Origin of the sequence: Umezawaea endophytica (assembly GCF_025061645.1) — a bacterium.
In the GTDB taxonomy this organism is placed as follows: Bacteria; Actinomycetota; Actinomycetes; order Mycobacteriales; family Pseudonocardiaceae; genus Umezawaea; species Umezawaea endophytica.
Map to the genome: position 1 here is coordinate 42,106 of NZ_JANYMP010000032.1, position 25,451 is coordinate 67,556.

At 71.4% G+C, this 25,451-nt stretch carries 23 protein-coding genes, 2 tRNA genes and 1 other RNA gene; 7 read left to right on the forward strand and 19 right to left on the reverse strand.

Going from position 1 to position 25,451, the window contains the following annotated elements; translation table 11 throughout:
- Positions 1 to 48 precede the first annotated feature (48 nt).
- The 5 genes from NZH93_RS41815 to NZH93_RS41835 are packed head-to-tail and all read right to left on the reverse strand — an operon-like array spanning position 49 to position 5,829.
- Entirely contained in the window at positions 49 to 1,152 is a 1,104-nt protein-coding gene (locus NZH93_RS41815; protein WP_259628882.1) for an ABC transporter ATP-binding protein, read from the reverse strand.
- The gene (locus NZH93_RS41820) at positions 1,149 to 2,144 is read right to left on the reverse strand and encodes an ABC transporter ATP-binding protein (RefSeq protein WP_259628883.1); all 996 of its coding nucleotides are present in this window, start codon (positions 2,142 to 2,144) and stop codon (positions 1,149 to 1,151) included. The genes NZH93_RS41815 and NZH93_RS41820 overlap by 4 nt, the downstream gene beginning before the upstream one ends.
- Before the next feature lie 5 nt (positions 2,145 to 2,149).
- Positions 2,150 to 3,082, reverse strand: coding sequence for an ABC transporter permease (locus tag NZH93_RS41825; RefSeq protein WP_259628884.1), 933 nt, complete (start codon positions 3,080 to 3,082; stop codon positions 2,150 to 2,152).
- Positions 3,083 to 3,086: 4 nt separating this feature from the next.
- Positions 3,087 to 4,091 (reverse strand): ABC transporter permease, encoded by a 1,005-nt coding sequence (locus NZH93_RS41830; RefSeq protein WP_259628885.1) that lies wholly within the window; start codon positions 4,089 to 4,091, stop codon positions 3,087 to 3,089.
- Positions 4,092 to 4,146: 55 nt separating this feature from the next.
- Positions 4,147 to 5,829, reverse strand: coding sequence for an ABC transporter substrate-binding protein (locus NZH93_RS41835; protein ID WP_259628886.1), 1,683 nt, complete (start codon positions 5,827 to 5,829; stop codon positions 4,147 to 4,149).
- A 262-nt stretch (positions 5,830 to 6,091) separates the two neighbouring features.
- Between NZH93_RS41835 and NZH93_RS41840 the strand changes: the two genes are divergently transcribed.
- A complete protein-coding gene (locus NZH93_RS41840; RefSeq protein WP_259628887.1) occupies positions 6,092 to 9,331 on the forward strand; it encodes an AfsR/SARP family transcriptional regulator in 3,240 nt (1,079 codons plus the stop codon).
- Here NZH93_RS41840 and NZH93_RS41845 read toward each other — a convergent pair.
- The 3 genes from NZH93_RS41845 to NZH93_RS41855 all read right to left on the reverse strand — a co-directional run bounded on the left by NZH93_RS41845 (position 9,328) and on the right by NZH93_RS41855 (position 10,921).
- A complete protein-coding gene (locus NZH93_RS41845; protein WP_259628888.1) occupies positions 9,328 to 9,804 on the reverse strand; it encodes a uridine kinase family protein in 477 nt (158 codons plus the stop codon). The genes NZH93_RS41840 and NZH93_RS41845 overlap by 4 nt on opposite strands.
- 161 nt (positions 9,805 to 9,965) lie before the next feature.
- Positions 9,966 to 10,574 (reverse strand): recombination mediator RecR, encoded by a 609-nt coding sequence (gene recR, locus NZH93_RS41850; RefSeq protein ID WP_259628889.1) that lies wholly within the window; start codon positions 10,572 to 10,574, stop codon positions 9,966 to 9,968.
- On the reverse strand, positions 10,574 to 10,921 hold the full coding sequence (locus NZH93_RS41855) for a YbaB/EbfC family nucleoid-associated protein (RefSeq protein ID WP_259628890.1): 348 nt from the start codon (positions 10,919 to 10,921) through the stop codon (positions 10,574 to 10,576). Before NZH93_RS41855 ends, recR begins: the two co-directional genes overlap by 1 nt.
- 61 nt (positions 10,922 to 10,982) lie before the next feature.
- Between NZH93_RS41855 and NZH93_RS41860 the strand changes: the two genes are divergently transcribed.
- Positions 10,983 to 11,810, forward strand: coding sequence for an N-acetylmuramoyl-L-alanine amidase (locus NZH93_RS41860; protein ID WP_259628891.1), 828 nt, complete (start codon positions 10,983 to 10,985; stop codon positions 11,808 to 11,810).
- On the opposite strand, the gene NZH93_RS41865 is transcribed toward NZH93_RS41860, so the two are convergent.
- The 6 genes from NZH93_RS41865 to ffs form a co-directional block, all read right to left on the reverse strand.
- A complete protein-coding gene (locus tag NZH93_RS41865) occupies positions 11,807 to 12,466 on the reverse strand; it encodes a response regulator transcription factor (RefSeq protein ID WP_259628892.1) in 660 nt (219 codons plus the stop codon). The two genes, NZH93_RS41860 and NZH93_RS41865, sit on opposite strands and share 4 nt — an antisense overlap.
- The gene (locus NZH93_RS41870) at positions 12,463 to 13,626 is read right to left on the reverse strand and encodes a sensor histidine kinase (RefSeq protein ID WP_259628937.1); all 1,164 of its coding nucleotides are present in this window, start codon (positions 13,624 to 13,626) and stop codon (positions 12,463 to 12,465) included. Before NZH93_RS41870 ends, NZH93_RS41865 begins: the two co-directional genes overlap by 4 nt.
- Before the next feature lie 29 nt (positions 13,627 to 13,655).
- Positions 13,656 to 14,498: an ABC transporter permease gene (locus NZH93_RS41875; protein ID WP_259628893.1), complete on the reverse strand. Its 843-nt coding sequence runs from the start codon at positions 14,496 to 14,498 to the stop codon at positions 13,656 to 13,658.
- Positions 14,498 to 15,424, reverse strand: a complete 927-nt coding sequence (locus NZH93_RS41880; RefSeq protein ID WP_259628894.1) for an ABC transporter ATP-binding protein — start codon at positions 15,422 to 15,424, stop codon at positions 14,498 to 14,500. Before NZH93_RS41880 ends, NZH93_RS41875 begins: the two co-directional genes overlap by 1 nt.
- Before the next feature lie 126 nt (positions 15,425 to 15,550).
- Positions 15,551 to 17,551 carry a DNA polymerase III subunit gamma and tau gene (locus NZH93_RS41885; protein WP_259628895.1) on the reverse strand — a complete coding sequence of 667 codons (2,001 nt, stop codon included), beginning with the start codon at positions 17,549 to 17,551 and terminating at the stop codon, positions 15,551 to 15,553.
- A 72-nt stretch (positions 17,552 to 17,623) separates the two neighbouring features.
- An RNA gene (gene ffs, locus NZH93_RS41890) (signal recognition particle sRNA small type) lies at positions 17,624 to 17,718 on the reverse strand.
- Between the two features lie 116 nt (positions 17,719 to 17,834).
- Between ffs and NZH93_RS41895 the strand changes: the two genes are divergently transcribed.
- The 3 genes from NZH93_RS41895 to NZH93_RS41905 all read left to right on the forward strand — a co-directional run bounded on the left by NZH93_RS41895 (position 17,835) and on the right by NZH93_RS41905 (position 19,402).
- Positions 17,835 to 17,919: transfer RNA gene (locus tag NZH93_RS41895), tRNA-Ser, on the forward strand.
- A gap of 151 nt (positions 17,920 to 18,070) precedes the next feature.
- Positions 18,071 to 18,694 carry a DUF4360 domain-containing protein gene (locus NZH93_RS41900; RefSeq protein ID WP_259628896.1) on the forward strand — a complete coding sequence of 208 codons (624 nt, stop codon included), beginning with the start codon at positions 18,071 to 18,073 and terminating at the stop codon, positions 18,692 to 18,694.
- Between the two features lie 54 nt (positions 18,695 to 18,748).
- Positions 18,749 to 19,402 (forward strand): GOLPH3/VPS74 family protein, encoded by a 654-nt coding sequence (locus tag NZH93_RS41905; RefSeq protein ID WP_259628897.1) that lies wholly within the window; start codon positions 18,749 to 18,751, stop codon positions 19,400 to 19,402.
- A gap of 43 nt (positions 19,403 to 19,445) precedes the next feature.
- On the opposite strand, the gene NZH93_RS41910 is transcribed toward NZH93_RS41905, so the two are convergent.
- Positions 19,446 to 21,923 (reverse strand): DUF8508 domain-containing protein, encoded by a 2,478-nt coding sequence (locus tag NZH93_RS41910; RefSeq protein WP_372506987.1) that lies wholly within the window; start codon positions 21,921 to 21,923, stop codon positions 19,446 to 19,448.
- 569 nt (positions 21,924 to 22,492) lie between these two features.
- On the opposite strand from NZH93_RS41910, the gene NZH93_RS41915 reads away from it, so the two are divergent.
- Positions 22,493 to 22,687, forward strand: a complete 195-nt coding sequence (locus tag NZH93_RS41915; protein WP_259628898.1) for a hypothetical protein — start codon at positions 22,493 to 22,495, stop codon at positions 22,685 to 22,687.
- A gap of 129 nt (positions 22,688 to 22,816) precedes the next feature.
- Here the strand turns inward: NZH93_RS41915 and NZH93_RS41920 are convergent.
- The 4 genes from NZH93_RS41920 to NZH93_RS41935 all read right to left on the reverse strand — a co-directional run bounded on the left by NZH93_RS41920 (position 22,817) and on the right by NZH93_RS41935 (position 24,149).
- Positions 22,817 to 22,904, reverse strand: a tRNA-Ser gene (locus NZH93_RS41920).
- A 43-nt stretch (positions 22,905 to 22,947) separates the two neighbouring features.
- Positions 22,948 to 23,154, reverse strand: coding sequence for a CsbD family protein (locus NZH93_RS41925; RefSeq protein ID WP_259628899.1), 207 nt, complete (start codon positions 23,152 to 23,154; stop codon positions 22,948 to 22,950).
- Positions 23,155 to 23,199: 45 nt separating this feature from the next.
- Positions 23,200 to 23,643 carry a nucleoside deaminase gene (locus tag NZH93_RS41930; RefSeq protein ID WP_259628939.1) on the reverse strand — a complete coding sequence of 148 codons (444 nt, stop codon included), beginning with the start codon at positions 23,641 to 23,643 and terminating at the stop codon, positions 23,200 to 23,202.
- 17 nt (positions 23,644 to 23,660) lie between these two features.
- Positions 23,661 to 24,149 carry a tRNA adenosine deaminase-associated protein gene (locus NZH93_RS41935; protein ID WP_259628900.1) on the reverse strand — a complete coding sequence of 163 codons (489 nt, stop codon included), beginning with the start codon at positions 24,147 to 24,149 and terminating at the stop codon, positions 23,661 to 23,663.
- Positions 24,150 to 24,238: 89 nt separating this feature from the next.
- On the opposite strand from NZH93_RS41935, the gene NZH93_RS41940 reads away from it, so the two are divergent.
- Positions 24,239 to 25,450 (forward strand): M20 metallopeptidase family protein, encoded by a 1,212-nt coding sequence (locus NZH93_RS41940; RefSeq protein ID WP_259628901.1) that lies wholly within the window; start codon positions 24,239 to 24,241, stop codon positions 25,448 to 25,450.
- Position 25,451: the final 1 nt, after the last annotated feature.

Below are 25,451 nucleotides of genomic sequence, written 5' to 3' on the forward strand. Positions count from 1 at the left end.
AACGGCCCGCAGCGGGGGGTCTGCGGGCCGTTCCTCTTCGTTCTGCGCCTACGGGTTGAGCGCCTCGGTCACCGAAACCGGGCCCACGAGGGGGATGTCCGGCGAGATGCCGTCCTCCTCGACCAGCACGGCCTCCACGGCGTGCGGTTTGATCTGCCCGCCGCGGATGTCCTCCGCCCAGTGGCACGCCACCTTGTGGCCCGGCTCGATCTCGCGGAGCACCGGCCTCTCGGTGTCGCACCTGGTGTTCTGCCGCCACGGGCACCTGGTGTGGAAGCGGCAGCCCGTCGGCGGGTTCGCCGGTGAGGGCAGGTCGCCTTGCAGCAGGATGCGCTCCCGCCGGTCCTCGACCTCCGGGTCCGGAACGGGGATCGCGGAGAGCAGGGCCCTGGTGTACGGGTGGAGCGGTTCGGCGTAGAGGTCGTCCGACGTGGCTTCCTCGACCAGACCGCCCAGGTACATGACGCCGACGCGGTCCGAGATGTGCCGGACCACCGCGAGGTCGTGGGCGATGACCAGGTACGTGAGGCCGAACTCCTCCTGCAGGTCCTCCAGCAGGTTCACGACCTGGGCCTGCACCGAGACGTCCAGCGCGGAGACCGGCTCGTCGGCGATGATCAGGTCCGGTTCCACCGCCAGTGCCCGCGCGATGCCGATGCGCTGGCGCTGGCCGCCCGAGAACTCGTGCGGGTACTTGCGCAGCGACGTCGACGGCAGGCCCACCGAGGACAGCAGCGACCGCAGCCGCTTGCTCGTCGCCGCCTTGTCCTTGTCCAGGCCGTGGGCGTGCAGGCCCTCGACCAGGATGGACTCGACCGACTGCCTCGGGTCCAACGAGGACATGGGGTCCTGGAACACCATCTGCATGCGACGGCGCATCGTCCGGAGGCCCTCGCCCTTGAGCGACGTCAGGTCGGTGCCGTCGAAGACGACCCTGCCCGCCGTCGGCTCGGTGAGCCGGAGGACGCCGCGACCCAGCGTCGACTTGCCGCACCCCGACTCGCCGACGAGGCCGTAGGTCTCGCCGCGGTGGATCTCCAGGTCGACGCCGTCCACGGCGTAGACGTGGCCGACTGTGCGGTCGAGGATGACACCCCGCTTGATCGGGAAGTGCACCTTGATGCCCTCGATGGACACCAGCGGAGCGGTCATGCCGACACCTCCTGCGGCACCTCGGGCTGCACGGGGTTGTGGCAGCGCAACAGCCTGCCGCCGCCCAGGTCCTCCTGGACCGGCGTCTGCTCGCGGCAGAGGTCGAGCGCGTTGGGGCAGCGCGGGGCGAACGCGCACGCGTGGTCCCACGGGATGTTGTCCGCGACCGAACCCCGGATCGGGTTCAGCCGCTCGCCCCTGGGGGCGTCCAACCGGGGGATCGAGGCGAGCAGGCCGTGCGTGTACGGGTGGCGCGGCTCCGCGAACAGCTCGTGCCGCTGCGCCTTCTCCACGACCCGACCGCCGTAGAGGACGTTCACCTCGTCGCACAGCCCGGCCACGACGCCCAGGTCGTGCGTGATCATCACCAGCGCCGTGCCGAGGTCCTGGACCAGCCCCTTGAGCAGGGCCAGGATCTGGGCCTGGATGGTGACGTCCAGCGCGGTCGTCGGCTCGTCCGCGATCAGCAGCCTCGGCTTGCACGCCAGCGCGATGGCGATGAGCGCGCGCTGCCGCATGCCGCCGGACAACTGGTGCGGGTACTCCGACAGCCTGCGCGTCGGGTCGGGGATGCCGACCTTGTCGAGCAGGTCGGCCGCCTCGACCATGGCCTTCTTGCGGGACAGGCCCTGGTGCCGTTCCAGCACCTCGGTCACCTGGAGGCCGATCGGGATGACGGGGTTCAACGACGACAACGGGTCCTGGAACACCATGCCGAGGTCGCGGCCGCGCTTGTCGCGCAACTGCTTGTCCGACAACGTGAGCAGGTCCGTCCCCTCGAAGTTCACCGTGCCGCTGACCTTCGCGCCGCGCTTGGGCAGCAGGCCCATGATCGCGAGCGAGGTGACGGACTTGCCGCAGCCCGACTCGCCGACCAGGCCGACGGTCTGGCCGGGTTCGACGTCGAAGCTGACGCGGTCCACCGCGGTGAAGGGCTCCTCGCCCTTGCGGTGGAACTCCACGGTGAGGTCACGAACTTCCAGTAGTGCCACCGAACTCACCGCCTGTTCTTCGGGTCGAGCGCGTCGCGCAGGGACTCACCGACGAGCGTGAAGCCCAGCGCGATGGCGATGATGCAGCCCGCGGGCCAGAACGCGAGCTGCGGGTGCGTGTCGATCACGGTCTGGGCGCCGCCGAGCATCTGGCCCCACTCGGGGATCCGGTCGTCCGGGTTGCCGAGCCCGAGGAACGACAGCGCGGCGGCGTCGATGATCGACGTCGCCAGCACCAGCGTGGACTGCACGATCACCGGGCCGAGCGAGTTGGGCAGCATGTGCCGGAACACGATCGCCCCCGGCTTCACGCCGAGCGACGTCGCCGCGAGCACGTGGTCGCTGCCCCTCTGCGCCAGCATCGACCCGCGCAGCAGCCGGGCGAACACCGGGATCTGCACGATCGACACCGCGAGGATGACGGTGAACAGGTTCGGCTTCGCGAACAGCGCGCCGATGCCGAACGCCAGCAGGAGCTGCGGGATCGACAGCATGACGTCGACGATCCGCATGACCAGCGAGTCGACCCAGCCGCCGAACGCGCCCGCGAGCGTGCCGAGCGCGAGACCGCCCACCAGGCCGATCAGCGTGGCGAACACACCCACGAGCAGGGTCTGCTGGGCGCCGACGAGCAGGCGCGACAGGAAGTCGCGGCCCTGGAGGTCACCGCCGAGCGGGTGGCCCGGCTGCGGCTCGGGGATCTGGTTGCGCGCCTTGATGACCTGGTCCGCCAGGTCCCTGGCGGACGGGTCGTGCGGCGCGATCCACGGCGCGATGATCGCGATGATGATGAACGCGATGATGATGAACGAGCCGAACAGGAACACCGGGCTGCGGCGCAGGCGCTTCCACGCGCTGGCCGCGAGGCTGACCCCGGAGTCGTCGGCGGTCGACTCGGCGAGCGAGTCGATGCGCTCCTTCTTGGTACCGATGGCCATGGCGCTACCTCGTCCTGATCCGCGGGTCGATCAGCGCGTAGGACAGGTCGACCAGCAGGTTGACGACCACGTACACGATCGCGGCGACCATGATGAGCATTTGCAGGACCGGGTAGTCACGCCGTTCGAAGCCGAGGGCGAGCGCCTCGCCGACCCCTGGGAAGGCGAAGACCTTCTCGGTCAGCACGGCGCCCGCGAGCAGCGCGCCGATCTGCAGGCCGATGGTGGTGACCACCGGGAGCATCGCGTTGCGCAGCACGTGGCGGCGGCGCACCAGCGGTGCGGTGAGGCCCTTCGCCTCGGCCGTCCGCACGTAGTCCTCGTCCATCACGTCGAGCACGGCGGCCCTGGTGATGCGGAAGATGACCGCGAACGGGATCGTGGCGAGCGCGGCGGCGGGCAGGAACAGGTGCTTGAGCGCGTTCCACGCCGCGTCCCACTCCTGCGTGATCAGGCCGTCGAGGACGAAGAAGCCGGTGACCCTGGTCGCGCCGATGGCGTCCTGCCTGCCCACCGAGGGGAGGCCGAGCTTGGACGCGAGGACTTCCTTGAGCACGAAGGCGAGGAAGAAGACCGGGACGGCGACACCGATCAGGGACCCGCCGACGCTCAGGTTGTCGAACCAGGTGCCGCGGCGCTTGGCCGCGACGTAACCGAGCGGGATGCCGACGACCACCGCGAGGATGATCGCGAAGATGCTGAGTTCCAGGGTCGCCGGGAACCGCTGGACGAAGATGTCGACCACCGAGTCACCCGGCTGGACCCCGGTCGAGTTGCCGAAGTCCCCGGTCAGGGCTCGACCGAGGAATTTGAAGTACTGGATGAAAATCGGCTGGTCGAGACCGAGTTGCTTCTCCAACGCCGCTCGTGATTCGTCGGTCCCGCGGTCCCCCAGGAGGGCCGAAGCCGGCCCTCCTGGGAGTGCGCGCAACCACGCGAAGACGAGCAACGAGAGCACCAGCACCACGCCGAGCAGCTGGATGAGCCGCCTTACGGTGTAGCGGAGCACGTACCTACCCCGTTGTTCTCTCTAGTTGTTCTCTCTGACGACGGTCGGTCCCGGTTCAGCCCTTGCTGGCGGGGCCGAACTTCTCGTCGGTGAGAGGGCTGGGCGTGATGCCCTTGATGTCCGACTTGAGCACCAGCGCGGGCGGCGAGTGCGAGATCGGGACGGCGGGCAGGTACTCGGCCATGATCTGCTTGTTGAGGGCCTCGTACGCCTTGAGCCGCGCGTCGCGGTCCGGGGTCGAGTCGGCCTTCTTCAGGTCGGCCGCGAGGGTGGCGCCCCACGGGGAGGTGCCGGTGCTGAACCGGTTCTCCGGGTTGCCGAAGAACGTGCCGATCCAGTTGTCGGCGGAACCGGTGTCACCGGTCCAGCCGAGCAGGAACACGTCCGGCACCTTCTGGTCGACGTCGGTGAGGTAACCGCCGTTCCACGGCTTGGTGACGGCCTCGACCTTGATGCCGGCCTTCTCCAGGTCCGCGGCGATGGCGCCGTAGATGTCCTTCGGGCTGGGCATGTACGGGCGGGTGACCTCGCTGGGCCAGTAGAACTTCAGCGTCAGACCGGTCGCGCCCGCCTCGGTGAGGAGGGCCTTGGCCTTCTCCACGTCGTACGGGTACTTGGTGACGTCCTTGGTGTAACCGCCGACGGTCTCCGGGATGAACTCGTCCGCGACCTTCGCGCCCTCGGGGAGCTGGGACTTGACGAGCTGCTCGCGGTTGATCGCGTAGGCCAGCGCCTGGCGCACCTTCAGGTCCTTCAGCGCCGGGTTGCCGGACTGGTTGATGCCGAAGTACATGACGTTGAACGCGGGCCGGATGGCGACGTTGAAGCCGTCCTTCTTCAGGCCGTCCCAGTCGGCGGCGGCCGGGAAGTCGTAGCCGTCGATGTCACCGGACTGGAGCGCCTGCTTGCGGGCGGTCTCGTCCGGGATGATCCGGAAGACGACCTTGTCCAGCTTCGCCTTGGTGCCGTGGTAGTCGTCGTTGCGGACGAGTTCGACCGTGTTGTTGGCCTTGTCGTACGCGCCGAACTTGAACGGACCGGTACCGGTCGGGTGCTCGGTCGCGTACGCCGGGAACACGAAGCTGTCGCCCTGCGCCTGCACGTTGTCGGCGTCGTACTGCTTGAGCGCCGTCGGGCTCTGCATGGAGAACGAGGGCAGGCCCAGGATGTCCGGGAACTTGGACGTCACCGCGGTCAGCACGACCTCGGCGGTGCCCGCGTCCTTCGCGCTGCACGACTTGTACAGGGAGGGCTTGGCGCCGTCGGCGAAGCCGCCGAAGTTGTCCACGTAGTACTGGGACACGGCGTCGGACGTGCCTGCGCCCTTCTGGTTGTACCAGCGGTCGAAGTTCGCGCAGACGGCCGCGGCGTCGAACGCCGAGCCGTCGTGGAACTTGACGTTCTGCTTGAGCTTGAAGGTCCAGGTGAGACCGTCGGAGCTGGGGGACCAGCTCTCCGCGAGCTCGGGAGCGGGCTCGGCGGTGCCGGGCTTGAAGGTGGTCAGCCCCTCGAACATCTGGCGGGCGACGCGGAACGTCTCGCCGTCCGTCGCGTAGAACGGGTCGAACAGCTTCGGCGCGCCGGCGGCGCCGAAGGTGAACGTGCCACCTACTTTGCCGGATCCGGCGCTGTCGGTCCCGCGCTCTGATTGAGCGCAGGCGGACAAGGCGAGCGCGGAGACGCCGACCAGGCCGATCGCGGCCAGCCAACGGCTCCGAGCCGTTCGGGATTGAAGCATCAAACACCCCTTGGTGAATCCGACGATCTCACTGTGTGGTCGCCGACCCTAACCGTTGCAAGTTGCCCTTCCGGAACCGCACAGGTCACGATACGGCCACGCGAAGTGCCATTGTGGTACGTCCGGCGCACACGCGCTGACCCAACGTGACCACCGTCGATCCGGTGAGCGCTCTCCTAGGCTGTACAACGGAGAGGTCGGGTCGGTGCGCGGCGGCGCGGTCCGACCGGGAGACTTCGGACACGGGCGGAGGAGGTCGCGGATGGGCTCGCAGGTCGAGTTCCGCTTCCTCGGACCGCTCCAGGTGCTGGTCGACGGCGAACCGGTGCCGGTGCGCGCGGGCCGCCAGCGCTCACTGCTGGTGTCGCTGCTGCTGCGCGCCGGGACGGGCGTCTCGGTCGACGAACTGGCCGAGCACGTGTGGGGTGCCGAACCTCCCGCACGGGCCCGCGGCACGCTCCAGACGTACGTGATGCGCCTCCGCCAGGTCCTCGGCCGGGCCGTGCCGATCCGCACCGTCCCGGACGGCTACCTGATCGACGTCGACGAGAAGACCATCGACGTCGTCCGGTTCGGCGGTCTCGTCGACCAGGGCGAGCAGGAGCGCTCGCTGGGCAACCTGCACGCCGCGTCCGGCCTGTTCACCACGGCGCTGGCGCTGTGGCGCGGTCCGGCGATGATCGACGTGCCGTCGGAGATCCTGCACCGCGACGAGGTGCCGAGGCTGGTCGAGCAGCGGCTGCACGCCGTCGAGCGGCGCGTCGACGTGGACCTGGAGCTGGGCAGGCACGCCGAACTGGTCCCCGAACTGCTCAGGCTCACCGCCGAGCACTCGCTGCGGGAACGGCTGTGGGCGCAGTTGATGCTCGCCCAGTACCGCTCCGGCAGGCAGGGCGACGCGCTGGGCGCCTACCAGCGGGTGCGCGACCAGCTCGCCGACGAGCTGGGCATCGACCCCGGTGACGAGCTGCGGCGCGTGCACCAGCAGGTGCTGGTCGGCGCGCCCGAACTGGACCTGGCGAAGACGGCGCCGCAGGCGAAGCGCGACCGGGTGGTGCCCGCCCAGCTCCCCGCCGACATCGGCGACTTCGTCGGCCGCGGGCAGGCCGTCGTGCTGATAGAAGCCCTGCTCAGGACGGCGCAGGGGGTCCCGGTCGTGACGCTCGCGGGCCCGCCGGGGGTCGGCAAGACCGCGCTGGCCGTGCACGCCGCGCACAAGATGAGGGCGAACTTCCCGGACGGGCAGCTCTACGTGAACCTGCGCGGGTACGCGCGGGGCGCGCCGCTGAGCGCGATCGACGTGCTCCCCCGGTTCCTGCGGGCGCTGGGCGTGGCGCCCGAGTCCGTGCCGCTGGACCAGGACGAGCAGGAGGCGATGTTCCGGTCGCGCATCACCGACCAGCAGGTGTTGCTGCTGCTGGACAACGCGGCCAACGCGGAGCAGATCCGCCCGCTGCTGCCCGGCTCCCCCGGCTGCGCGGTGCTCGTGACCAGCCGCGACACGCTGCGCGGCCTGGCCGTGAGCCACGCGGCGAGCAACGTGCGCCTCGACGTCCTCGACGACGAGGAGGCCAAGGCGCTGCTCTCCGGCATGCTCGGCGAGGACGTCGTCCGCGAGCAGAGCGCCGCCGCGGACGAGCTGACCGCGCTGTGCGCGCACCTGCCGCTCGCGCTGCGGATCGCCGCGGCGAACCTGCTGAGCCGCCCGGAGGTCACCATCGACTCCTACGTCGACGAGCTGCGGGCGGGCAACCGACTGGCCGCGCTGACCGTCGAGGGCGATGAGCGGGCGGCCGTGCACGCGGCGTTCGACCTCTCCTACGCGGCGCTGAAACCCGAGCTGGCGCAGCTCTTCCGGCTGCTCAGCATCACACCGGGCACCGACATCACGCCGGACGTGGCCGCGGCGCTCGGCGGGCTCACCACGCAGGACGCCCGGAGGCGGCTGGACCGGCTGGCGACGGCGAACCTGGTCGACAACCACGCGCCCGGCCGCTACCAGTTCCACGACCTGCTGCGCGACTACGCCGCCGAGCGGCTCGCGTTCGAGGACGACCCCGCCGAGTGCGAGCAGGCGTTCCGCAGGCTCCTGGACTGGGCGATCCGGTCGGTCGACAACGCGACCGACGCCCTGAAGAACACCCTCATGCGCCTGCCGAGGGAGGCCGCGGAGTCCGACGTGGTGCCGCAGACGTTCTGCGCCCCGGACGACGCGCTGGCGTGGCTCGACGCCGAACGCGCCAACCTCGTGGCGCTCGTCGTGCACGCCGGGGGCCGCGAACCCAGCGCCGACTGCTGGCAGCTCGCCGACGCCCTGCGCCGCTACTTCTACGTGCAGGGCCTGCCCGTGGAGTGGCTGGCGACCGCGAAGTCGGGCCTCCTCGTGGCGCAGCGGATCGGCGACGAGGTCGGCGAGGTCGCGATGCTGTCCTCGCTCGGCACCCTCTACTGGGCCATCGGCCAGCACCGGGTCGCCGTCGACTACTACCAGCGGACGTTCCCCATCCAGGAGCGCGGCGCCACCGCCCCCGCCGCGAACGCCGCCGTCCTGTCGAACGTCGGCACCGTCTACATCGACCTCGGCGAACTGGAGCAGGCCGCGCACCACCTGGAGAGCGCGCTCGCGATCACCCGCGAGATCGGCGCGTCGCAGCAGGAGGGCATCGCGCTGCTCAACCTCGGCGGCGTCTACCTGCTGCTCGGCCAGCTCGACCGCGCGACCAGCTCGTTCGAGGGCTCGCTGGAGGTCGGCAACCGGCTCGACGCGTGGATGACGCAGGCGAACAGCCACCGCGCGCTCGGCGAGGTCCACCTCCTCCAGGGCCACCCCGACCGGGCCGCCGCGCTGTTCGAACGGGCGGGCGTCCTCTACAGCCAGGCCGCCGCCCGCAGCTTCGCGAACCTCCCGCACGAGGGACTGGCACAGGCTCACACGATGCGCGGGTGGGGCGCGGAAGCCGTCGAGGAGGCCGAGAAGGCGCTGGCGCTGGCGGAGGAGTCCGGGAACCTCAAGAGCGTCTGCGACGCCCGCAACGTGCTCGGCGAAGCCCTCGACGGGCTCGGCGGGCACGAGGAGTCGCTGCGGCAGCACGTCGAGGCGCTGCGCATCGCCGAGGAGACCAGCTACCCGTGGGGCATCTGCGCGGCCCGCAAGGGCATCGCACGGGCGCACCGCGCTGCCCACCGGCTCGACGAGGCGATGCGGTCCGCGTCGCTCGCGTTCGACAGCGCCGTCTCCTACCGGCTGCGGATCGCCGAGGTCGACGTGCTCGTGCTGCTCGGCAGGCTGCACCTGGACACGGGCGACCAGGAGCGGGCGCTGGAGTGCGCGCGGCGAGCCGTGGACCTGAGCGCCGCCACCGGCCAGCGGCTGGTGCACGCGCGGGCGCTCCAGCTCGCGGGCGACGCGAGCGATACCGACGACCAGCGGCGGCAGGCGCTGGAGCTGTACACGGAGATCGGCGCCCCCGAGGCCCTGCCGCTGCGGAGCATGCTCGGCTAGAGCACCTGGTCGGCGCGGGCGCGGGTGTCGTCGACCGCGAACCAGCCGCGTTCGAACTCCTGCCAGCGGCGCAGGCGGGCCCGGCTCTTCTCGCCGTCCCGCGCCACCGCGCGCTCCAACCGTTCGGCCTCGTCCGGGCCGTCGACCCAGAGCGCGAGGTCCAGGCGCGGTGCGATCGACCGACGAGCTGCCGACACGCCTTCGACGATCAGCACGGCGGCGGGCTCGACGACGACCCACCCGCCGAGCCTCGGCCACCCCTCCGACCAGTCCATCCGCTGGTAGCGGCCCGACTCGCCGCGGGACAGCGGATCGATCACGCCGTCGAGCAGACGCGGCCACCACGCCACCGGGTCGTCCCAGGTGGCGAAGTGGTCGGTCGGCACGACGGTCGCGTCCATCTCCATCGCCAACGCACGAGCCACCGTCGACTTCCCCGCACCGGAAGGCCCGTCGACCGCGACTAGTTTCATGGCCGCTCCTCCGGAGACGGCGGCTCGGCCGCCATAAGTCGGCAGTTCGTGCCCCGATTTTTTCGACCCGGACAGAGACTTCGTCCCCGCCCGGCTCGAAAAAATGGTGACCCGACCTACCGACGCGGCCTCGCGTGGTGGGCCGATTCGAGATCCTGTTGTTAAACGACCCTACGGCCTGACATTGCCCTGCCCAGCGTCAGCTCGTCGGCGAACTCCAGGTCGCCGCCCATCGGCAGACCGGACGCGAGGCGCGTGACGGTCAGGCCGGGGAAGTCGCGGAGCATCCGGACCAGGTAGGTCGCGGTCGCCTCGCCCTCGGTGTTCGGGTCGGTCGCGATGATGATCTCCGCGACGTCCTTGCCGTCGACCTGGTTGCCGATCCGCTGCAGGAGCTGGCGGATCCGCAACTGGTCCGGCCCGACACCGGACAACGGGTCCAGCGCCCCGCCCAGCACGTGGTAGCGGCCCTTGAACTCGCGGGTCCGCTCGACCGCGAGCACGTCCTTCGGTTCCTCGACCACGCAGATCAGCGTCACGTCGCGCTTGGCGTCGCGGCAGATCCGGCAGGTCGTCTCGGCCGAGACGTTGCCGCAGACGTCGCAGAACACGACGCCCTCCTTGACCTTCTGCAACGCGTCCTGGAGACGGCCGATGTCGGCGGGTTCGGCCGCCAGCAGGTGGAAGGCGATGCGCTGCGCGCTCTTGGGCCCGACGCCCGGCAACCGGCCGAGTTCGTCGATCAAGTCCTGAACGGGACCTTCGTACATCAGCCGAGCAACCCGCCCAGACCGCCGAGGTCACCCATGCCGCCCATGCCACCGGCGAGTGGGCCCATCTTCTGGGCGGCGAGTTCCTGCGCGGCGCGGTTGGCGTCGCGGACCGCGGCGACCACGAGGTCGGCCAGGGTCTCGACGTCCTCGGGGTCGACCACCTTCGGGTCGATGTCGAGGCTCTTCAGCTCGCCCGCGCCGGACACGACGGCGGTCACGAGGCCGCCGCCTGCCGTGCCGGTGACCTCGGCTTCGGCGAGCTCCTCCTGCGCGGTGACGAGCTGCTGCTGCATCTGCTGCGCCTGCTGGAGGATCTGCTGCATGTTGGGCTGACCGGGTTGCACCGCGGTTCCTCTCGTCGGATTTGCCACCGCCCACGAGCGTAGTCGCGTCCCGTCTGGCACCGTGGGCGGCGTGCGCAGGTGGCTCACCGTGGTGGTGGTCGGACTCGTGGTGGCCGGGTGCGGCAGCGAGCCCGCGGCCGAGCGCACCCCGCTGCTGGACCCGGTCGTGACGGCCGACATCCCCGCGGGCGACCCGTCCACGGCCCCCGCGGTCAGCGCCCCGACGACGTCGACGCCCCCACCGGTCACGATCGTGCTGAACCCCGGCCACAACGGCGGCAACGCGAGCCACCCGGCCGAGATCAACCGCCGGGTCGCGGCGGGCGGCGGCCAGGTGAAGGCCTGCGACACCACCGGCACCGAGACCAACGACGGCTACCCGGAGCACGCGTTCAACTGGGACGTGACGCTGCGGGTCCGCGCCGCGCTCACGGCCAAGGGCGTCACCGTGGTGCTGACCCGCGAGGACGACGCGGGCGTCGGGCCGTGCGTCGACGAGCGCGCGGCCATCGGCAACGAGGCGGGCGCGGCGGCCGTCGTGTCCATCCACGCCGACGGCTCGGACGTCGCGAGCGCCAACGGCTTCCACGTCGCCTACCCCGTGCCCGCCCGCAACGACGCCCAGGGCGAGCCGTCCGCCCGGCTCGCGGAGGTGCTGCGCGACGGCCTGGCCAAGGCCGGGTTCGCGCCCGCCAACTACATCGGCCAGAACGGGCTCGACGGGCGCGACGACCTGGCGGGCCTGAACCTGTCCGAGCGGCCCGCGGTGTTCGTGGAGTGCGGCAACATGCGCGACGCCACCGAGGCCGCCGTGCTCTCCAGCGACGACGGCAAGCAGCGCTACGCCGCGGCCATCGCCACGGCGCTGCTGACGTACGTCGGACGTTAGGGGCGGACGAGGCCCGTCTGGTAGGCGATCACCACGAGCTGGGCGCGGTCGCGGGCCTGGAGCTTCATCATCGCGCGGTTGACGTGGGTCTTCGCGGTGAGCGGTGAGACGAAGAGCTTGGCCGCGATGTCGTCGTTCGACAGGCCGCCCGCGACCAGGACGACCACCTCGCGTTCGCGCTGGGTCAGCACGGTCAGGCGTTCCGGGGTGGCGGCGTTCGTGGTGGGCTGCGAGAGGAACTGGCTGATCAGCGACTGGGTCGCCTTCGGGGACAGCAGGGCGTCGCCCTCGGCGACGGTGCGGATCGCGGTCAGCAGCTCGGCCGGTTCGACGCCCTTGCCGAGGAACCCGCTGGCGCCCGCGCGAATGGCCTTGGCGACGTAGTCGTCGATCTCGAACGTCGTCAGGACCAGCACCTTCACCCCCGCGAGGTCCTCGTCGGCGATGATCCGGCGGGTCGCCTCCAGGCCGTCCAGCTCGGGCATCCGGATGTCCATCAGCACCACGTCGGCGCGGGTCGTGCGGACCAGTTCCACGGCCTCCAGGCCGTTCGTCGCCTCCCCCACCACCTCCAGGTCGGGCGCGGAGTCGATGAGGACGCGGAACCCGGCGCGGATGAGCGCCTGGTCGTCGGCGAGCAGGACGCGGATCGTCATGGCTTCTTCCCGAGTTTCAGCGGCAGGGTCGCGCGGACGTGGAACCGCCCGTCCGCCCCGATCCCGGCCTCGATGGTGCCGCCGACCGCGCCCGCCCGTTCCCGCATGCCGACGAGCCCGAGGCCGGAGCCCCCGGTGTGCGGCCGGGCGGCCAGCGCGTTGGTGACCTCCAGGATGATCTCGGACGGCGTGTGGACCACGGAGAGGCGGGCCGTGTCGGTGCCGTGCCGGTGGGCGTTCGTCAGCGCTTCCTGCACCACCCGGTACGCGACCAGGTCGACGGTCGCGGGCAGGTCGTGGACCTCGCCGGTCAACGTCGTCTCCAGGTCCAGCCCGGACGCGCGGAACGCGTCCACCAGCTCGTCGAGCTGGGCCAGGCCGGGCGCGGGCTCGGTGGGCGTGTCCGACTCCTCCGGCCTGCGCAGCACGCCGAGCAGGCCGGACAGCTCGTCCAGCACGGCCCGGCTGGAGCGGCGGACGTGGCCGAGCGCCTCGGCGGCGGCCTCGGGCTGGGCGGTGATCAGGTGGCCCGCGACCCCGGCCTGCACGTTGATCACGGCGATGTGGTGCGCGACCACGTCGTGCAGCTCGCGGGCGATGTGCAGGCGCTCCTCGGCGACCCGGCGGCGGGCCTCCTCCTCGCGGGTCTGCTCGGCGCGCACCGCCCGTTCCTCGATGGCCGCGATGGTCGCCCGGCGGCTGCGGACCGCGTCGCCGATCGCCGCCGCCATGCCGATCCAGGCGAACCGGCCGATGCTCTCCCAGTTGAAGCCCGGCGCCGGGGTCAGCAGCACCACCACGACGACCACGAACACCGCCGTGGGGACCGCCGTCCGCAGCGCCGTCCACCGGTCGGTGCGGACCGCGACCGTGTACGTCGCGATCACCACCGGCACCAGGAACGGCTCGACGTCGAAGCCGAACGCCACCGCGGGCACCACGCCGAGCGAGGTCAGGACCAGCGTCCACAGCGGCCACCGGCGGCGCACCGCCAGCACCGCGAACGACAGCGCCAGCAGCAGGAGCAGCGCGGGCGACCTGGGGACGTGCTGCTCCCACGGCGGGCCGTGGAAGGGGGCGGTCAGCAGGTACAGGACAACCGCGAAGAGGGTGTCCACGACGGTCGGGTGCCGCCGGGTGACGGCGCGGAACCTCTGCATCGTGGACACCCTCCGGAGCCTAGGGGTGGTTACGCGTCGCGGCGGCGCAGCAGCACCGCCGCGACGACCAGCGGGACGGCGACCCAGGCCGCGAACACGAGGGCACCCGCGGTGGTGCCGAGCGCGGAGGGGTCGGGGACGACGCTGGTGAACGAGCCGCTCGCGTTGGAGGGCAGGTACTTCAGCACGTCGTCGCGCCACGAGGTCGGCAGCAGCAACTGGCCGAGGCCGGGTGCGAGGAACACGAGGGCGAACAGCGTGGAGATCGCGCCCGCCGTGCCGCGCAGGATCGAGCCGAACGCGACACCCATGACGGCGACGCCGGTCAGCGCGGCGGCGGACCCGACGATCGCGCGGAGCACACCGGGGTCGCCGAGCGCGGCGGTCGGCAGGTCGGCGCCGGACATGATCGCCTGGGCGCCGAGGAAGACGACGACCGAGACGGCCAGCATCGTGGTGAACACCGCGCCGACGACCACGGCCACCTTCGCCGCGAGCACCGGCAGCCGGGAGGGGACGCCGGTCAGCGTCGACCTGATCATGCCGGTCGAGTACTCGCTGGACACGGCCATCACGCCCAGCACGCCGATGATGAGCTGGGTGATCATGACGCCGCTCAGCGCGATGCTGGTGGGGTCGGCCACCCCGCCGCCGCCGGGGCCGGGGCCGTCGCCTCCGCTGCCGATCGTCGACGCGAAGATCAGTCCCGCCGCGAGCATCGCGAACGCGGCTCCGAGCAGGGTGAACGCGCTGGACCGGACGCTGCGGAGCTTCACCCACTCGCTGCGCAGCACGCCTCTGAAGGAGAGGCGGATGTCGGGCTTGGCCAACGGCGGCACGACCGCGGGCGCTTCAAGGGTCATGGTGCTCATCAGGCTGCCTCTCCGAACGCGCTGGTGGTGCCGCCGTGGTACTCGACGGACTCCTGGGTCAACTCCATGTAGGCCTCTTCCAGCGACGCGCGCTGGGGGGTGAGCTCGTACAGCGGGATCCCGGCCGCCAGGGCGCGGGTCGCGATGTCCTCGGTGGAGCGGCCGACCACGTCGAGGACGCCGCCGCCGACCGAGGTGATCTTCACGCCGTCGCCGTTGAGGACGCGGACGAGAGCGCTCACCTGGGACGTCCGGACGTGCACGCCGCGAGCGGCGGACTCGATCAGGTCCGCGACGGACACGTCGGCGATCAGCCTGCCGCGGCCGACCACGATGAGGTGCTCGGCGGTCAGCGCCATCTCGCTCATGAGGTGCGAGGAGATGAAGACCGTCCGGCCCTCGGCCGCCAGGCCCTTGAGGAGCTGGCGGATCCACTTGATGCCGTCCGGGTCGAGGCCGTTGACCGGCTCGTCCAGCATGACGGTGCGCGGGTCGCCCAGCAGCGCGACGGCGATGCCCAGCCGCTGGCCCATGCCGAGCGAGAAGTTGCCGACCCGGCGCTTGGCGACGTCGGTCAGGCCGACCATGTCCAGCACCTGGTCCACCCGCCTGGTGGTGATGCCGTGCGTGGCGCCGATGGCGATCAGGTGGTCGCGGGCCGAGCGGCCGGGGTGCACCGCGCGGGCCTCCAGCAGGACGCCGATCTCCCGCAGGGGCGCCTTGTGCTGGGCGTACGGCTTGCCGTTGACCTTCGCCGTGCCGGACGTCGGCGCGTCCAGGCCGACCAGCATCCGCATGGTCGTCGACTTGCCCGCGCCGTTCGGACCGAGGAAACCGGTCACGGTGCCGGGCTTGATGGAGAAGGTGAGCCCGTCGACCGCGGTCTTGGCCCCGTACCGCTTGGTGAGGTTCGCTACCTCGATCATCGCTGCTCCTGTGGGGATCCGTTGTGGTCCCTCAAGAGTCGTCCGATCGGACGCGAAGATCGTCCTACTGCCGCAGACACCTCGGCGTACCGCGTTCGCGGTACGCCGCTCCACCCGTGGTCGTACTCAGCGCTTGGCCCGCTCAGCCTTCAGTGGACGAGCCCCGAGCTGGTCGGTCAGGAGTTGCAGGACAGCAGCCTCGGGGTCGACCGTCGACGCCACGGCGGTCGGGTCCCTCGGCAGGCTCGCCTCGGCGAGCATCTCCTCCTCGTCCACCGGCTCCGGCGGCAGAGGGGGTTCGTCGAGGTCCGGCGGCTCCGGCGGCGGGGGCACGTCGTCGACGGGCGGGCGCCCGGACGGCGCCTGCCGCTGCGGCGGCTCCACCGCGGCCTTGCCCTGCTGGCTCGGCCTGGTCGGCGCGGGCCTGCTGGCCTTCACCTGGGCCGGGCGCACCGGGCCGGAGCCCGCCTCGCCGTGCACGACGCTGACCTGCCAGGCGCCGCCGAGGACCTTGCCGAACGCCTGGGTGATGGCCCCGGCGTTGCGCGGCTCGGACGTGAGCCTGCCCGCGATGGGCGCGGACGGGTGCGTCAGGACGATCGAGGTGCCGTCGACCTCGGCCACCGTCGCGGGCCCGAGCATCGCCCCGGCGACGGGGTTGACCGCTCGGACCGCGGCGACCAGTTCCGCCCACCGGCGGCGCACCGAGGCGACGTCCGCGCCCTCGGGTTCGGCCACCGGTTCCGGCGCGGGCGGCGGGGCGGCGGGTTCGGGGCGGGTGGGAGGGGCGGCCACGGGTTCGGGCTGGGCGGAGCGCTGGGACGGGCGCTGGAAGGCGGGCTTGCCGGGGGCTGCCGCGGGAGCCGCCGCGGCGGGGGCCTGCGGGGCCGGAGCCGGGGCTTGGGCCTGTGCCTGGGCCGCCGCGGGAGCGGGCGCGGCCGGACCGGCGACCTGGGCGGGCGCGACGCCCGCGGGCCGCCTCTCCAACTGCTCGACGCGTTGCAGCAGAGCGGACTCGGTGTCGCTGGCGGACGGCAGCAGCATCCGCGCGCACACCAGCTCCAGCACCATCCGGGCCGCGGTCGCGCCGCGCATGTCGACCAGACCGGTGTGCACGATCTCGGCGAACCTGGTCAGCGTCGCCGGGCCGACCTTCTTGGCCTGCGCCACCATCCGGGCCAGCTCGTCCTCCGGAGCCGACACCAGGCCCCGGTCGGCCGCGTCCGGCACCGCGCACAGCAGCACCAGGTCGCGCAGCCGCTCCAGCAGGTCCGACGCGAACCGGCGCGGGTCGTGCCCGGCTTCCACGAGCTTGTCGACGGTGCCGTACACCGCCGCGCCGTCGCCCGCGCCGAGCCCGTCGACCATGTCGTCGATCAGCGCCACGTCCGTCACGCCGAGCAGCGCGATGGCGCGCTCGTACGTCACGCCCTCCGGGCCCGCGCCCGACAGCAACTGGTCGAGCACCGACTGCGTGTCACGGGCCGAACCGCCGCCCGCGCGGATGACCAGCGGGAACACCGCCGGAGCGACCGTCACGCCCTCGGCGGCGCAGTTGCGCTCCAGCAGGGCCCGCATCGCGCCGGGCGGGATCAGCCGGAACGGGTAGTGGTGCGTCCGCGACCGGATGGTCGGCAGCACCTTCTCCGGTTCCGTGGTCGCGAAGATGAAGATCAGGTGCTCCGGCGGCTCCTCCACGATCTTCAGCAGGGCGTTGAAGCCCTGCGTCGTGACCATGTGCGCCTCGTCGACGATGAACACCCGGTACTTGGCCTCGGCCGGGGCGTAGAACGCCTTGTCCCGCAGTTCGCGGGCGTCGTCCACACCACCGTGGCTGGCCGCGTCGAGCTCCACCACGTCGACCGTGCCGGACCCGTTCGGCGCCAGCCCGACGCACGAGTTGCACTCGCCGCACGGGTCGGGCGTCGGGCCCTGCGCGCAGTTCAACGAGCGCGCGAGGATCCGGGCACTGGACGTCTTGCCGCAGCCACGGGGCCCGGAGAACAGGTAGGCGTGGTTGATGCGGCCCGCACCGAGCGCGATGCGCAGCGGATCGGTGACGTGCTCCTGCCCGACCACCTCGGCGAAGGTGGCCGGTCGGTACTTGCGGTATAGGGCGAGCGCCACGGTTGCTGACCCTACCGGTGAGGTCCGACGGTCTCCGACGGCCTGGGAGCGCAGCCGCTGCGACCAGGCAAAAAAAGGGGACCCCGTGCACCTACCAGAGCCCGCTTATCCTTGCTGCCTTCCGGCCCTGGGGAGATTCGCGAGATGAGTACCGCACGAGGTCCGTCGCAAGTGTAGCGGGCCGGACGGCGACCGCTCGCGGGCGGGCCCTCAGGGATGGTGATCGGCTTCGACCACCACCCCGTTTTGGTCGGAGCCGAGTGGGTCGGCTAGGCTGGACCACGGAGGATTCGCATAGTGGCCTAGTGCGCACGACTGGAAATCGTGTTGGGTTAACCCCCTCACGGGTTCAAATCCCGTATCCTCCGCGCTGGGAACCGAGGCCCGGACACCGCACGGTGTCCGGGCCTCGGTCGTTCTCCGGCCAGTGGTCACCCGTCCGGCGGCAGATCGGTGTTGGGCTCGGCGATATATTCGCCCCCGCCGCCATTCGCACAGCAGGGACAAGAAAGGTCCACCATGCTGGTTACGACGACGGTTGCGGCGCTGCTCCTTTCGGCGATCATCCCCACCGGCACCGCGGAATTCGCTTCTCCCCCCTCGGGCGTCACCGTGGACGTGGTCACGGTCAACGGCTCCGGTTGCCCGGCGGGCACCGCGTCGGTGGCGCCGTCCTCCGACGGCAGGTCGTTCCGGGTGAGCTTCAGCGAGTTCCTCGCGCAGAGCGGGCCCGCGGCGAAGCCGACGGACTTCCGGAAGAACTGCCAGCTCAGCTTGCGGATCGACAACGCGGACGGCATGTCGTACGGGATTTCCCGGATCACCTACCGCGGTTTCGGGCACCTCGCGGCGGGCGCGCAGGGCTTGCAGCGGGCGACCTACTACTTCGCCGGGCAGTCGTCGACCACAATGCGGAGCCACTCGTTCTCCGGGCCGTTCAGCGATGACTGGGAAACGTCCGACAGTTCCGCGAACGGTGACATCACCTACTCGCCTTGCGGTGAGAATCGAAACCTGAACATCAATTCGGAACTGCGTGTCAACCGCGGGACTTCGGACGCACGGGAGACGAACTTCCTGGCGATGGATTCCGCGGCGGGACGGGTCAGCGCGACTTACGAGTTCGACTGGAAGTCCTGCTGAACGGGGCAGTGGTTCGCCCTTCGGGCGGCCGTCGTCTGCGCTAGCGTCGAACCCATGCCGACCCTTGCCGAGGACCTGCTGCTCCTCCTCCTGGACGACGATTCCGGGCGCCTGATCACCGACGGCACCTCCACCGACCGCGTGCTCGCGGGAGCCGTGCTGGTGGACCTGGTCAACGCCGGACGGGTCGCGGAGGAGAACGGGAAGCTGCACGTGATGGACACCGCCGCGCTGGACGAGCCGGTCCTGGAGGCCGGGCTGGCGCGGCTGGTGGAGAAGGCGCCCGCCAAACCGCAGCGGGCCGTCGAGGTGCTGGCGAAGCACGTGCGCGAGACCGTGCTGGAGGCGCTCGCCGGGCGTGGCCTGATCCGGCAGGACAAGGACAAGGTGCTCGGGCTGTTCCCGCGCAAGACGTGGCCCGCGGTCGACTCGGCGCACGAGGACTCCGTGCGGGCCGAGCTGACGGCGGCGCTGGTCGGAGGTGAACGGCCGGGCGAGCGGGCGGGTGCGCTGATCTCGCTGCTGCACGCCATCGGCGGGGTGCCGAAGGTGGTGGAGGGCGACAAGAAGGCCCTCAAGGCGCGGGCCGCGGAGATCAGCGACGGCGACTGGGCGGGTGTCGCGGTGAAGAAGGCCGTGCAGGCGGTCCAGGCCGCCGTCACGGCCGCCATCGTCGTGGCGAGCACCGCCGGGACCACGAGTTCCTGAAACGCGAACGGGGCCCGCCTGAGCGGGCCCCGTCCTCCGCGCGTCAGACCTGGTGGAGGCGCTCCAGCAGGTCCTCGACGAGGAACAGCACCTCGTCGACCACGGCGTGCCCCGTGCTGGGCCGCACCTTCACGACCTGCGGGTCGTGGTCGCTCGCCTGGTCGGCGAACTCGGCGTTGATGTGCACCACGTCGTAGTTGTAGCGCTTGATGTTCTTGCTGATCAGCAGGTGGTCCAGCACCTGCGCGTTGCCCTCGAACACGTAGCTGTAGCGCTCCAGGGGCGGCAGCGTCTCGATGAGGTCCACGACGGCCCCACCCGCGGTCAGCTTCTGGAGCGCGGGCGAGAACTGGTAGTCGTTGATGTCACCGGCGAGCACGACGTTCGCGCCCTTGTCGATCGCCTGCACCTGGTCGACGAACGCGCGCAGCGACGTGGCCTGCGCCAGGCGCTGCACCTCGGAGCTGCGGGCGGGCGGCTGGAAGCGGCCGTGCATCGCCTGGTCGCCACCCTTGGAGTTGAAGTGGTTGGCGACGACGAACACGGTGCGACCGCGGAAGGTGAACTGGCCCGCGAGCGGCTTGCGGCTGCTGTTCCACGCCGGGTTCGCCGGGTCGACGCGACCGGGCGAGACGGACAGCGCCGCGCGGCCCCGGTCCTTCACGACGGCGACCGGGGTGGTCGCGTCGCCGCCGGGCTTGTCCACGAACGAGACCCGCGCCGGGTTGAACAGGAACGCGACCCGGATGTTGCCGCCGGGCTCACCGCCGTCGGTCTTGTTGCCGGGGTCGATCTGCCGCCACTGGTAGCGCGGGCCGCCCGCCGTGGCGATGGCGTCGACGAACTTCGCCAGCGTCACGTCGGCCGCGACCGTGCCGTCGTCGGTGGCGCCGTTGTTGTCCTGGATCTCCTCCAGCACCAGCACGTCCGGGCTCTTCAGGTTGCTCACGACCGCGCCCGCGAGCCGGTCGAACTTGGCCTGCGGGTTGCCCGGCGCCAGGTTCTCCACGTTGTACGTGGCGACGGACAGCTCGCTCTGCCTCTGGCCCGCGACGACCTCGGGGGTGATGCCGCCGGAGGTGTAGGTGCCGAGCGAGTTCGTGGCCAGCGTGTAGCCGCCGAAGTTGGTGTACTCCAGCGCGCCGACGGTCGCGCCCTTGAGCACGTCGCCGACGTTCGCCTTGGGCAGCGCCGCGCTGCCCGCCTTGACCTTCAGCCTGCCGCTGTTCGGCTTGTCGTAGCCGAGGTAGACGGTGCCGCCGCGGGCCGCCGGGTTCTGCCGGGGCTTGGTGGTGATGAAGCCCTCGCCGAACTCGTTGACCGGGCCGGTGAAGCGGGCGTCGTCCACCTGGAGGAGCTGGCCCTCGCGGGACTCCAGGAAGTCGAGCGCGTACTTCGCCGGGTCGAGCGGGACGGTCTCGATGGTCGCGCCGCCCGCGTCCGGGGCGTAGGCCTCGGGGATGGACGTCGGGGTGATCACCTCGGGCGCCGGGACCGGGTTGCCCTGCGACACGACGGTGATCCGCGTGGGCGTGGCGATCTCGGTCAGCGTCTGGTTGGTGCCGGTGTCGCCGCCCGGCCGGTACTCGGCCACGGTGCCGCTGACCAGCACGGAGTCGCCGGGCACGACGGTGAACGGGACGGCGTTGGTGTAGACGAAGATGCCCTCGCTGGTGCGCGCGTCGCCGTCGACCTGCGCGTCCTGGATCCAGAACCCGCGGTCGCCGGACGCGCGGGTGCCGGTCACGACGCCGGGCACGCTCGCGACCTGCTGGCCGACCAGCGGCGACACCCGGCCGGAGCCCTGGATGTCGTGGATCCGCTTGTCACCGGGCACGGGGTCGGGATCGGGGTCCGGGTCGGGGTCGCCGCCGCCGGGCGTCTGGCCCTTGCTGTTGACCGGCGTGGGCGCGCCGACGGTGAAGTCGGCCGCGTTGTCGTCGGTGTCGGGCAGTGCCGAGCCACGGGCGGCGGAGGTCGTGTTGGCGAGGTTGCCGGTGGCCGTCCCCTCGCGGACGACGGTCGCGGTGCCGTAGCCGACCAGGTCCTTCACGCTCGGGTCGGCCGCGCAGGCCGCGGCGGTCTTGCAGGTCAGCGCGGTGGTGCCGGAGACGAGGGCGATCGTGCCGCCGGTGCCGGACATGGCGATCGTGCCGGTGGCGTCGGTCGTCGGCAGCTCGACCGTGCCGCCCGTGCCCTTCGCCTCACCGACCAGGAAGCGCCCGCCCGCGGCGATCGAGCCCGCCAGCGGGGTGGTCTGCCACGTGCTGGCCGCGCTGGCGCTCGCGGGCAGGTACTGCACGCTCCAGCCGTCGACCGCGACCGCTGCCGCGCCCTTGTTGGCCAGCTCCACGAAGTCCTGCGTGAGGGTCGCGCCGGAGTTGCCCCCACCGCCGTACACCTCGGCGATGAGCGCGTCCGGGCTCGGCGCGGCGTTCGCGGTGACCGGCAGCGCCACGGCCAGCGTCACGGCGGTGGCGGCGGTGACCGCCAGTCCGACGCGGGGCAGTGATGGTCTCAAGACTTCCTCCGGATGTTGGCGGGTCCGCGAATCTTCCCCGCATCGAGTGAACGAAGGAAGGCTTAGTTACTAACGGTTAACCTGCCCATCGCGAGGTTGACATCTGCCGTAACGAACGACCCGCAGGCGTGGATAGGTAGGGTCGGCTCACGCTTCGCGGTCCTCTCTGCAACCAAAAGGTGACAGGATCACTCGAACGTGTGTTCGAAGATGCGCTAGGCTGATCACGAGGGTGCGAGCCGGTGGCCCTCCCAGCGCCGGCACCACACAGCGGATCGAGGACGAGGCGCTCGCGACCTGACGAGGTGGCGAGCGCCTCGTGCTGTGTCCGCCCGCGTAAACCACTCCGGCGGAGCGTCACACGGCGAGGGAGAGCCGCCAGCGTGCGCAGTGCCGGTGGTGGGGAGCGTTGGACGAGGCGGTGTTCGGGGGCGACGAGAACTACGCCACCCCGCACCCAATCCGGGCGTGGACCAAGGCCCGGTGGAGAAGGTCACCGCTCAGGGGAGCCGTGAGGTCGAGACCTCGACCGAGAGATCGCCACTCAAGAGAGCCGCAGGGTTGACGCCTTGGCGGAGAAGGTCACCGCGAAGGCGTACGCCCCGACGGACAGGTTGCCCCAGGGGGAGCTGCGGACCAAGGCCCCGACCGACAAGGCCGCCAGCGGAGCGGCCAAGGCCTCGACGGCGACCGCCGGGCGTCCACACGTCCGGTGCGACCAGGTCGATTCCACCCCACCACCCGCAGGACGGGTGTTCCACTAGCGGCGACGCGTCGTCACGACCGCGCCCTGCACAGGAGGCCCCTCCCAGCGGTGGGAGCGCTGGGACGCCTGGACCTGAGCCCGTCAACGCGAAGAGCCCCGCACCTCGTGAGGTGCGGGGCTCTTCGACTGGCGGTGGCGGTGGGATTTGAACCCACGGAGGCTTTCACCTCACACGCTTTCGAGGCGTGCTCCTTCGGCCGCTCGGACACGCCACCGCTAAGAACAATACAAGACGGCTGTCCGGGCCCGTCGAGCGGGTTACCTGTTGAACTTGTCCTTGAGGCCCGCGACGCCGTCGGCGGTCTTGTCGCGCAGGTCGTGGCCGGTTTCCTTGGCGTGGCCCTCGACCTGGTCGGCCTGGCCCTCGACGCGCAGGGTCTGGTTGCCGGTCTTCTCGCCGACCTTCTCCTTGACCTCGCCGATCAACTGCTGCGCCTTGTCCTTGGCCTTGTCCACGATGCTCATGGCACTGGGTTGCCCCGAACGGACGCGCGCGAACCGTGCGGAGGGTCACACGGGGCGCTGGTCGGTGAAGAAACCCGCCAGCAGGGCGGCGCAGTCGGCTTCCAGGACGCCGCCCTGGACCTCCGGGCGGTGGTTGAGCCTGCGGTCGCGGACGACGTCCCACAGGGAACCCACGGCGCCGGTGCGGGGCTCCCAGGCGCCGAACACGACCCGGTCGACCCGTGCGAGGACGAGGGCGCCCGCGCACATCGTGCACGGTTCCACGGTGACCGCGAGGGTGCAGCCGGTCAGCCGCCAGCCGTCGCCGTGGACGGCCGCGGCGGCGCGGAGGGCGAGCACCTCGGCGTGCGCGGTCGGGTCGCCGGTCGCTTCGCGGGCGTTGCACGCCGCGGCCAGCTCGGTGCCGTCAGGGCCGAACACGGCCGCGCCGATGGGGACGTCCCCGGTCGCGGTGGCGCGGCGGGCGGCGGCCAGCGCCGCGCGCACCATGGCCTCGGGCGTCGGGGTCACGCCTGGATCTTGTCGAGCAGCTTCGTGAACTCGTCGGCGAAGCCGCACCGCTGCGCGATCATCTGCAACTGCTCGTCGGGGTAGAGGTCCACCTCGTCCACGACGATCTGCATCTCGTGCTTCGGCATCCCGAGGTCGGCGAGGACGCCGAGGTCGCCCTCCGGCCACAGCTCCTCGTCCTCCTCGTCCGGCGGATCGACCCGCAGGAGGTCCAGGACGTCCGCGGCGATGTCGTAGTCGAGCGCCGCCGCCGCGTCGGACAGCAGCAGGGACACCCCGCCCGGCACCGGTCGGAGGATGATGAAGAACTCGTCGTCGACGGCCAGCAGACCGAAGGCCGCACCGGTCGATCGGAGTTGGCGCAGCTCGGTGATAGCCGCGTCCAGTTCGGACAGCGCTGAGCTGTCCATCGTGCTGCACCGCCAACGGCCGTCCTCCCGGACGACCGCGACGGCGAAGCCGTTGACCGGCTCCTGCTCTGCCATGAGCACACCGTAGGGGGCAGCCGACCCGCCCGGTAGCACGGGGCCTCCGGGAGCAGCGCCGAGGGCCCGTCCGATGTCAGTATCGACCCATGAGCACAACTCTGGTTCCCCGCTTCGCCGGACTCCTCGACGCGGCACGGGCCGTGCAGCCGCGGACCGTCGCGCTGCGCAGGCAGGTGCACCGCCACCCCGAGCAGGGTCTCGACCTGCCCGCGACCCAGGCGGCCGTCCTGGCCGCGCTGGCGGACCTGCCCCTCAAGATCACCAGGGGCGAGCGGTCCAGCGCGGTCGTGGCCGTGCTGGAGGGCGGGAAACCCGGTCCCACGGTGCTGCTGCGCGGCGACATGGACGCCCTGCCGCTCCAGGAGGACACCGGGCTCGACTACGCGTCCGAAGTGGACGGGACGATGCACGCGTGCGGCCACGACACGCACGTCGCCATGCTCGCGTCGGCGGCGCGGCTGCTGTGCGAGCGGCGGGCGGAGCTGGCGGGCCAGGTCGTGTTCATGTTCCAGCCGGGCGAGGAGGGCCAGCACGGCGCCCGCTACATGCTGGAGGAGGGGCTGCTGGACGCGGCCGGTCCCCGCGTGGAGAAGGCGTTGGCCATCCACATCACGTCGACGCTGCGGTCCGGCGTCATCACCTGCCGCCCCGGCCCGATCATGGCTTCCGCCGACACCTTCCACGTGACCGTCACGGGTCGCGGCGGGCACGGCGGCATGCCGCACGACGCGATCGACCCGGTCCCGCCGACCGCCGCGATGGTCGGCGCGCTGCAAACGATGGTGGCCAGGCGGGTCAGCGTGCACGAGCCCGCGGTCGTCACGATCGCCCACCTCGTCGCGGGCACCACCACCAACATCATCCCCGAGACCGCGCTGCTGGAGGGCACCATCCGCACGCTCTCCGAAGCCACGCGAACGCTGGTGCACAAGGAAGTCCGCCAGGTGTGCGAGCACGTCGCCGCCGCGCACGGCTGCACCGCTGCGGTCGAGGTCGTCCCCGGCTACCCGGTCACGGTGAACGACGACACCGTCGGCGCGCACGTCCTGGACCTCGCGGCCGAGGCCATCGGGGCGTCCTGGTCCGAACCCATGCTGGACCCGCTGATGGGCGCGGAGGACTTCTCGTACGTGCTGGAGCAGGTGCCCGGCGCCATGGCGTTCCTCGGCGCGTGCCCGCCGGACGTGGACCTCGCCGTCGCCGAGGCCAACCACTCCAACCGGGTGCTGTTCGACGACGCGGCCATGGAGCACGGCGTGGTCCTCTACACCGCGTTCGCGCTGGACGCGCTGAGCTGAG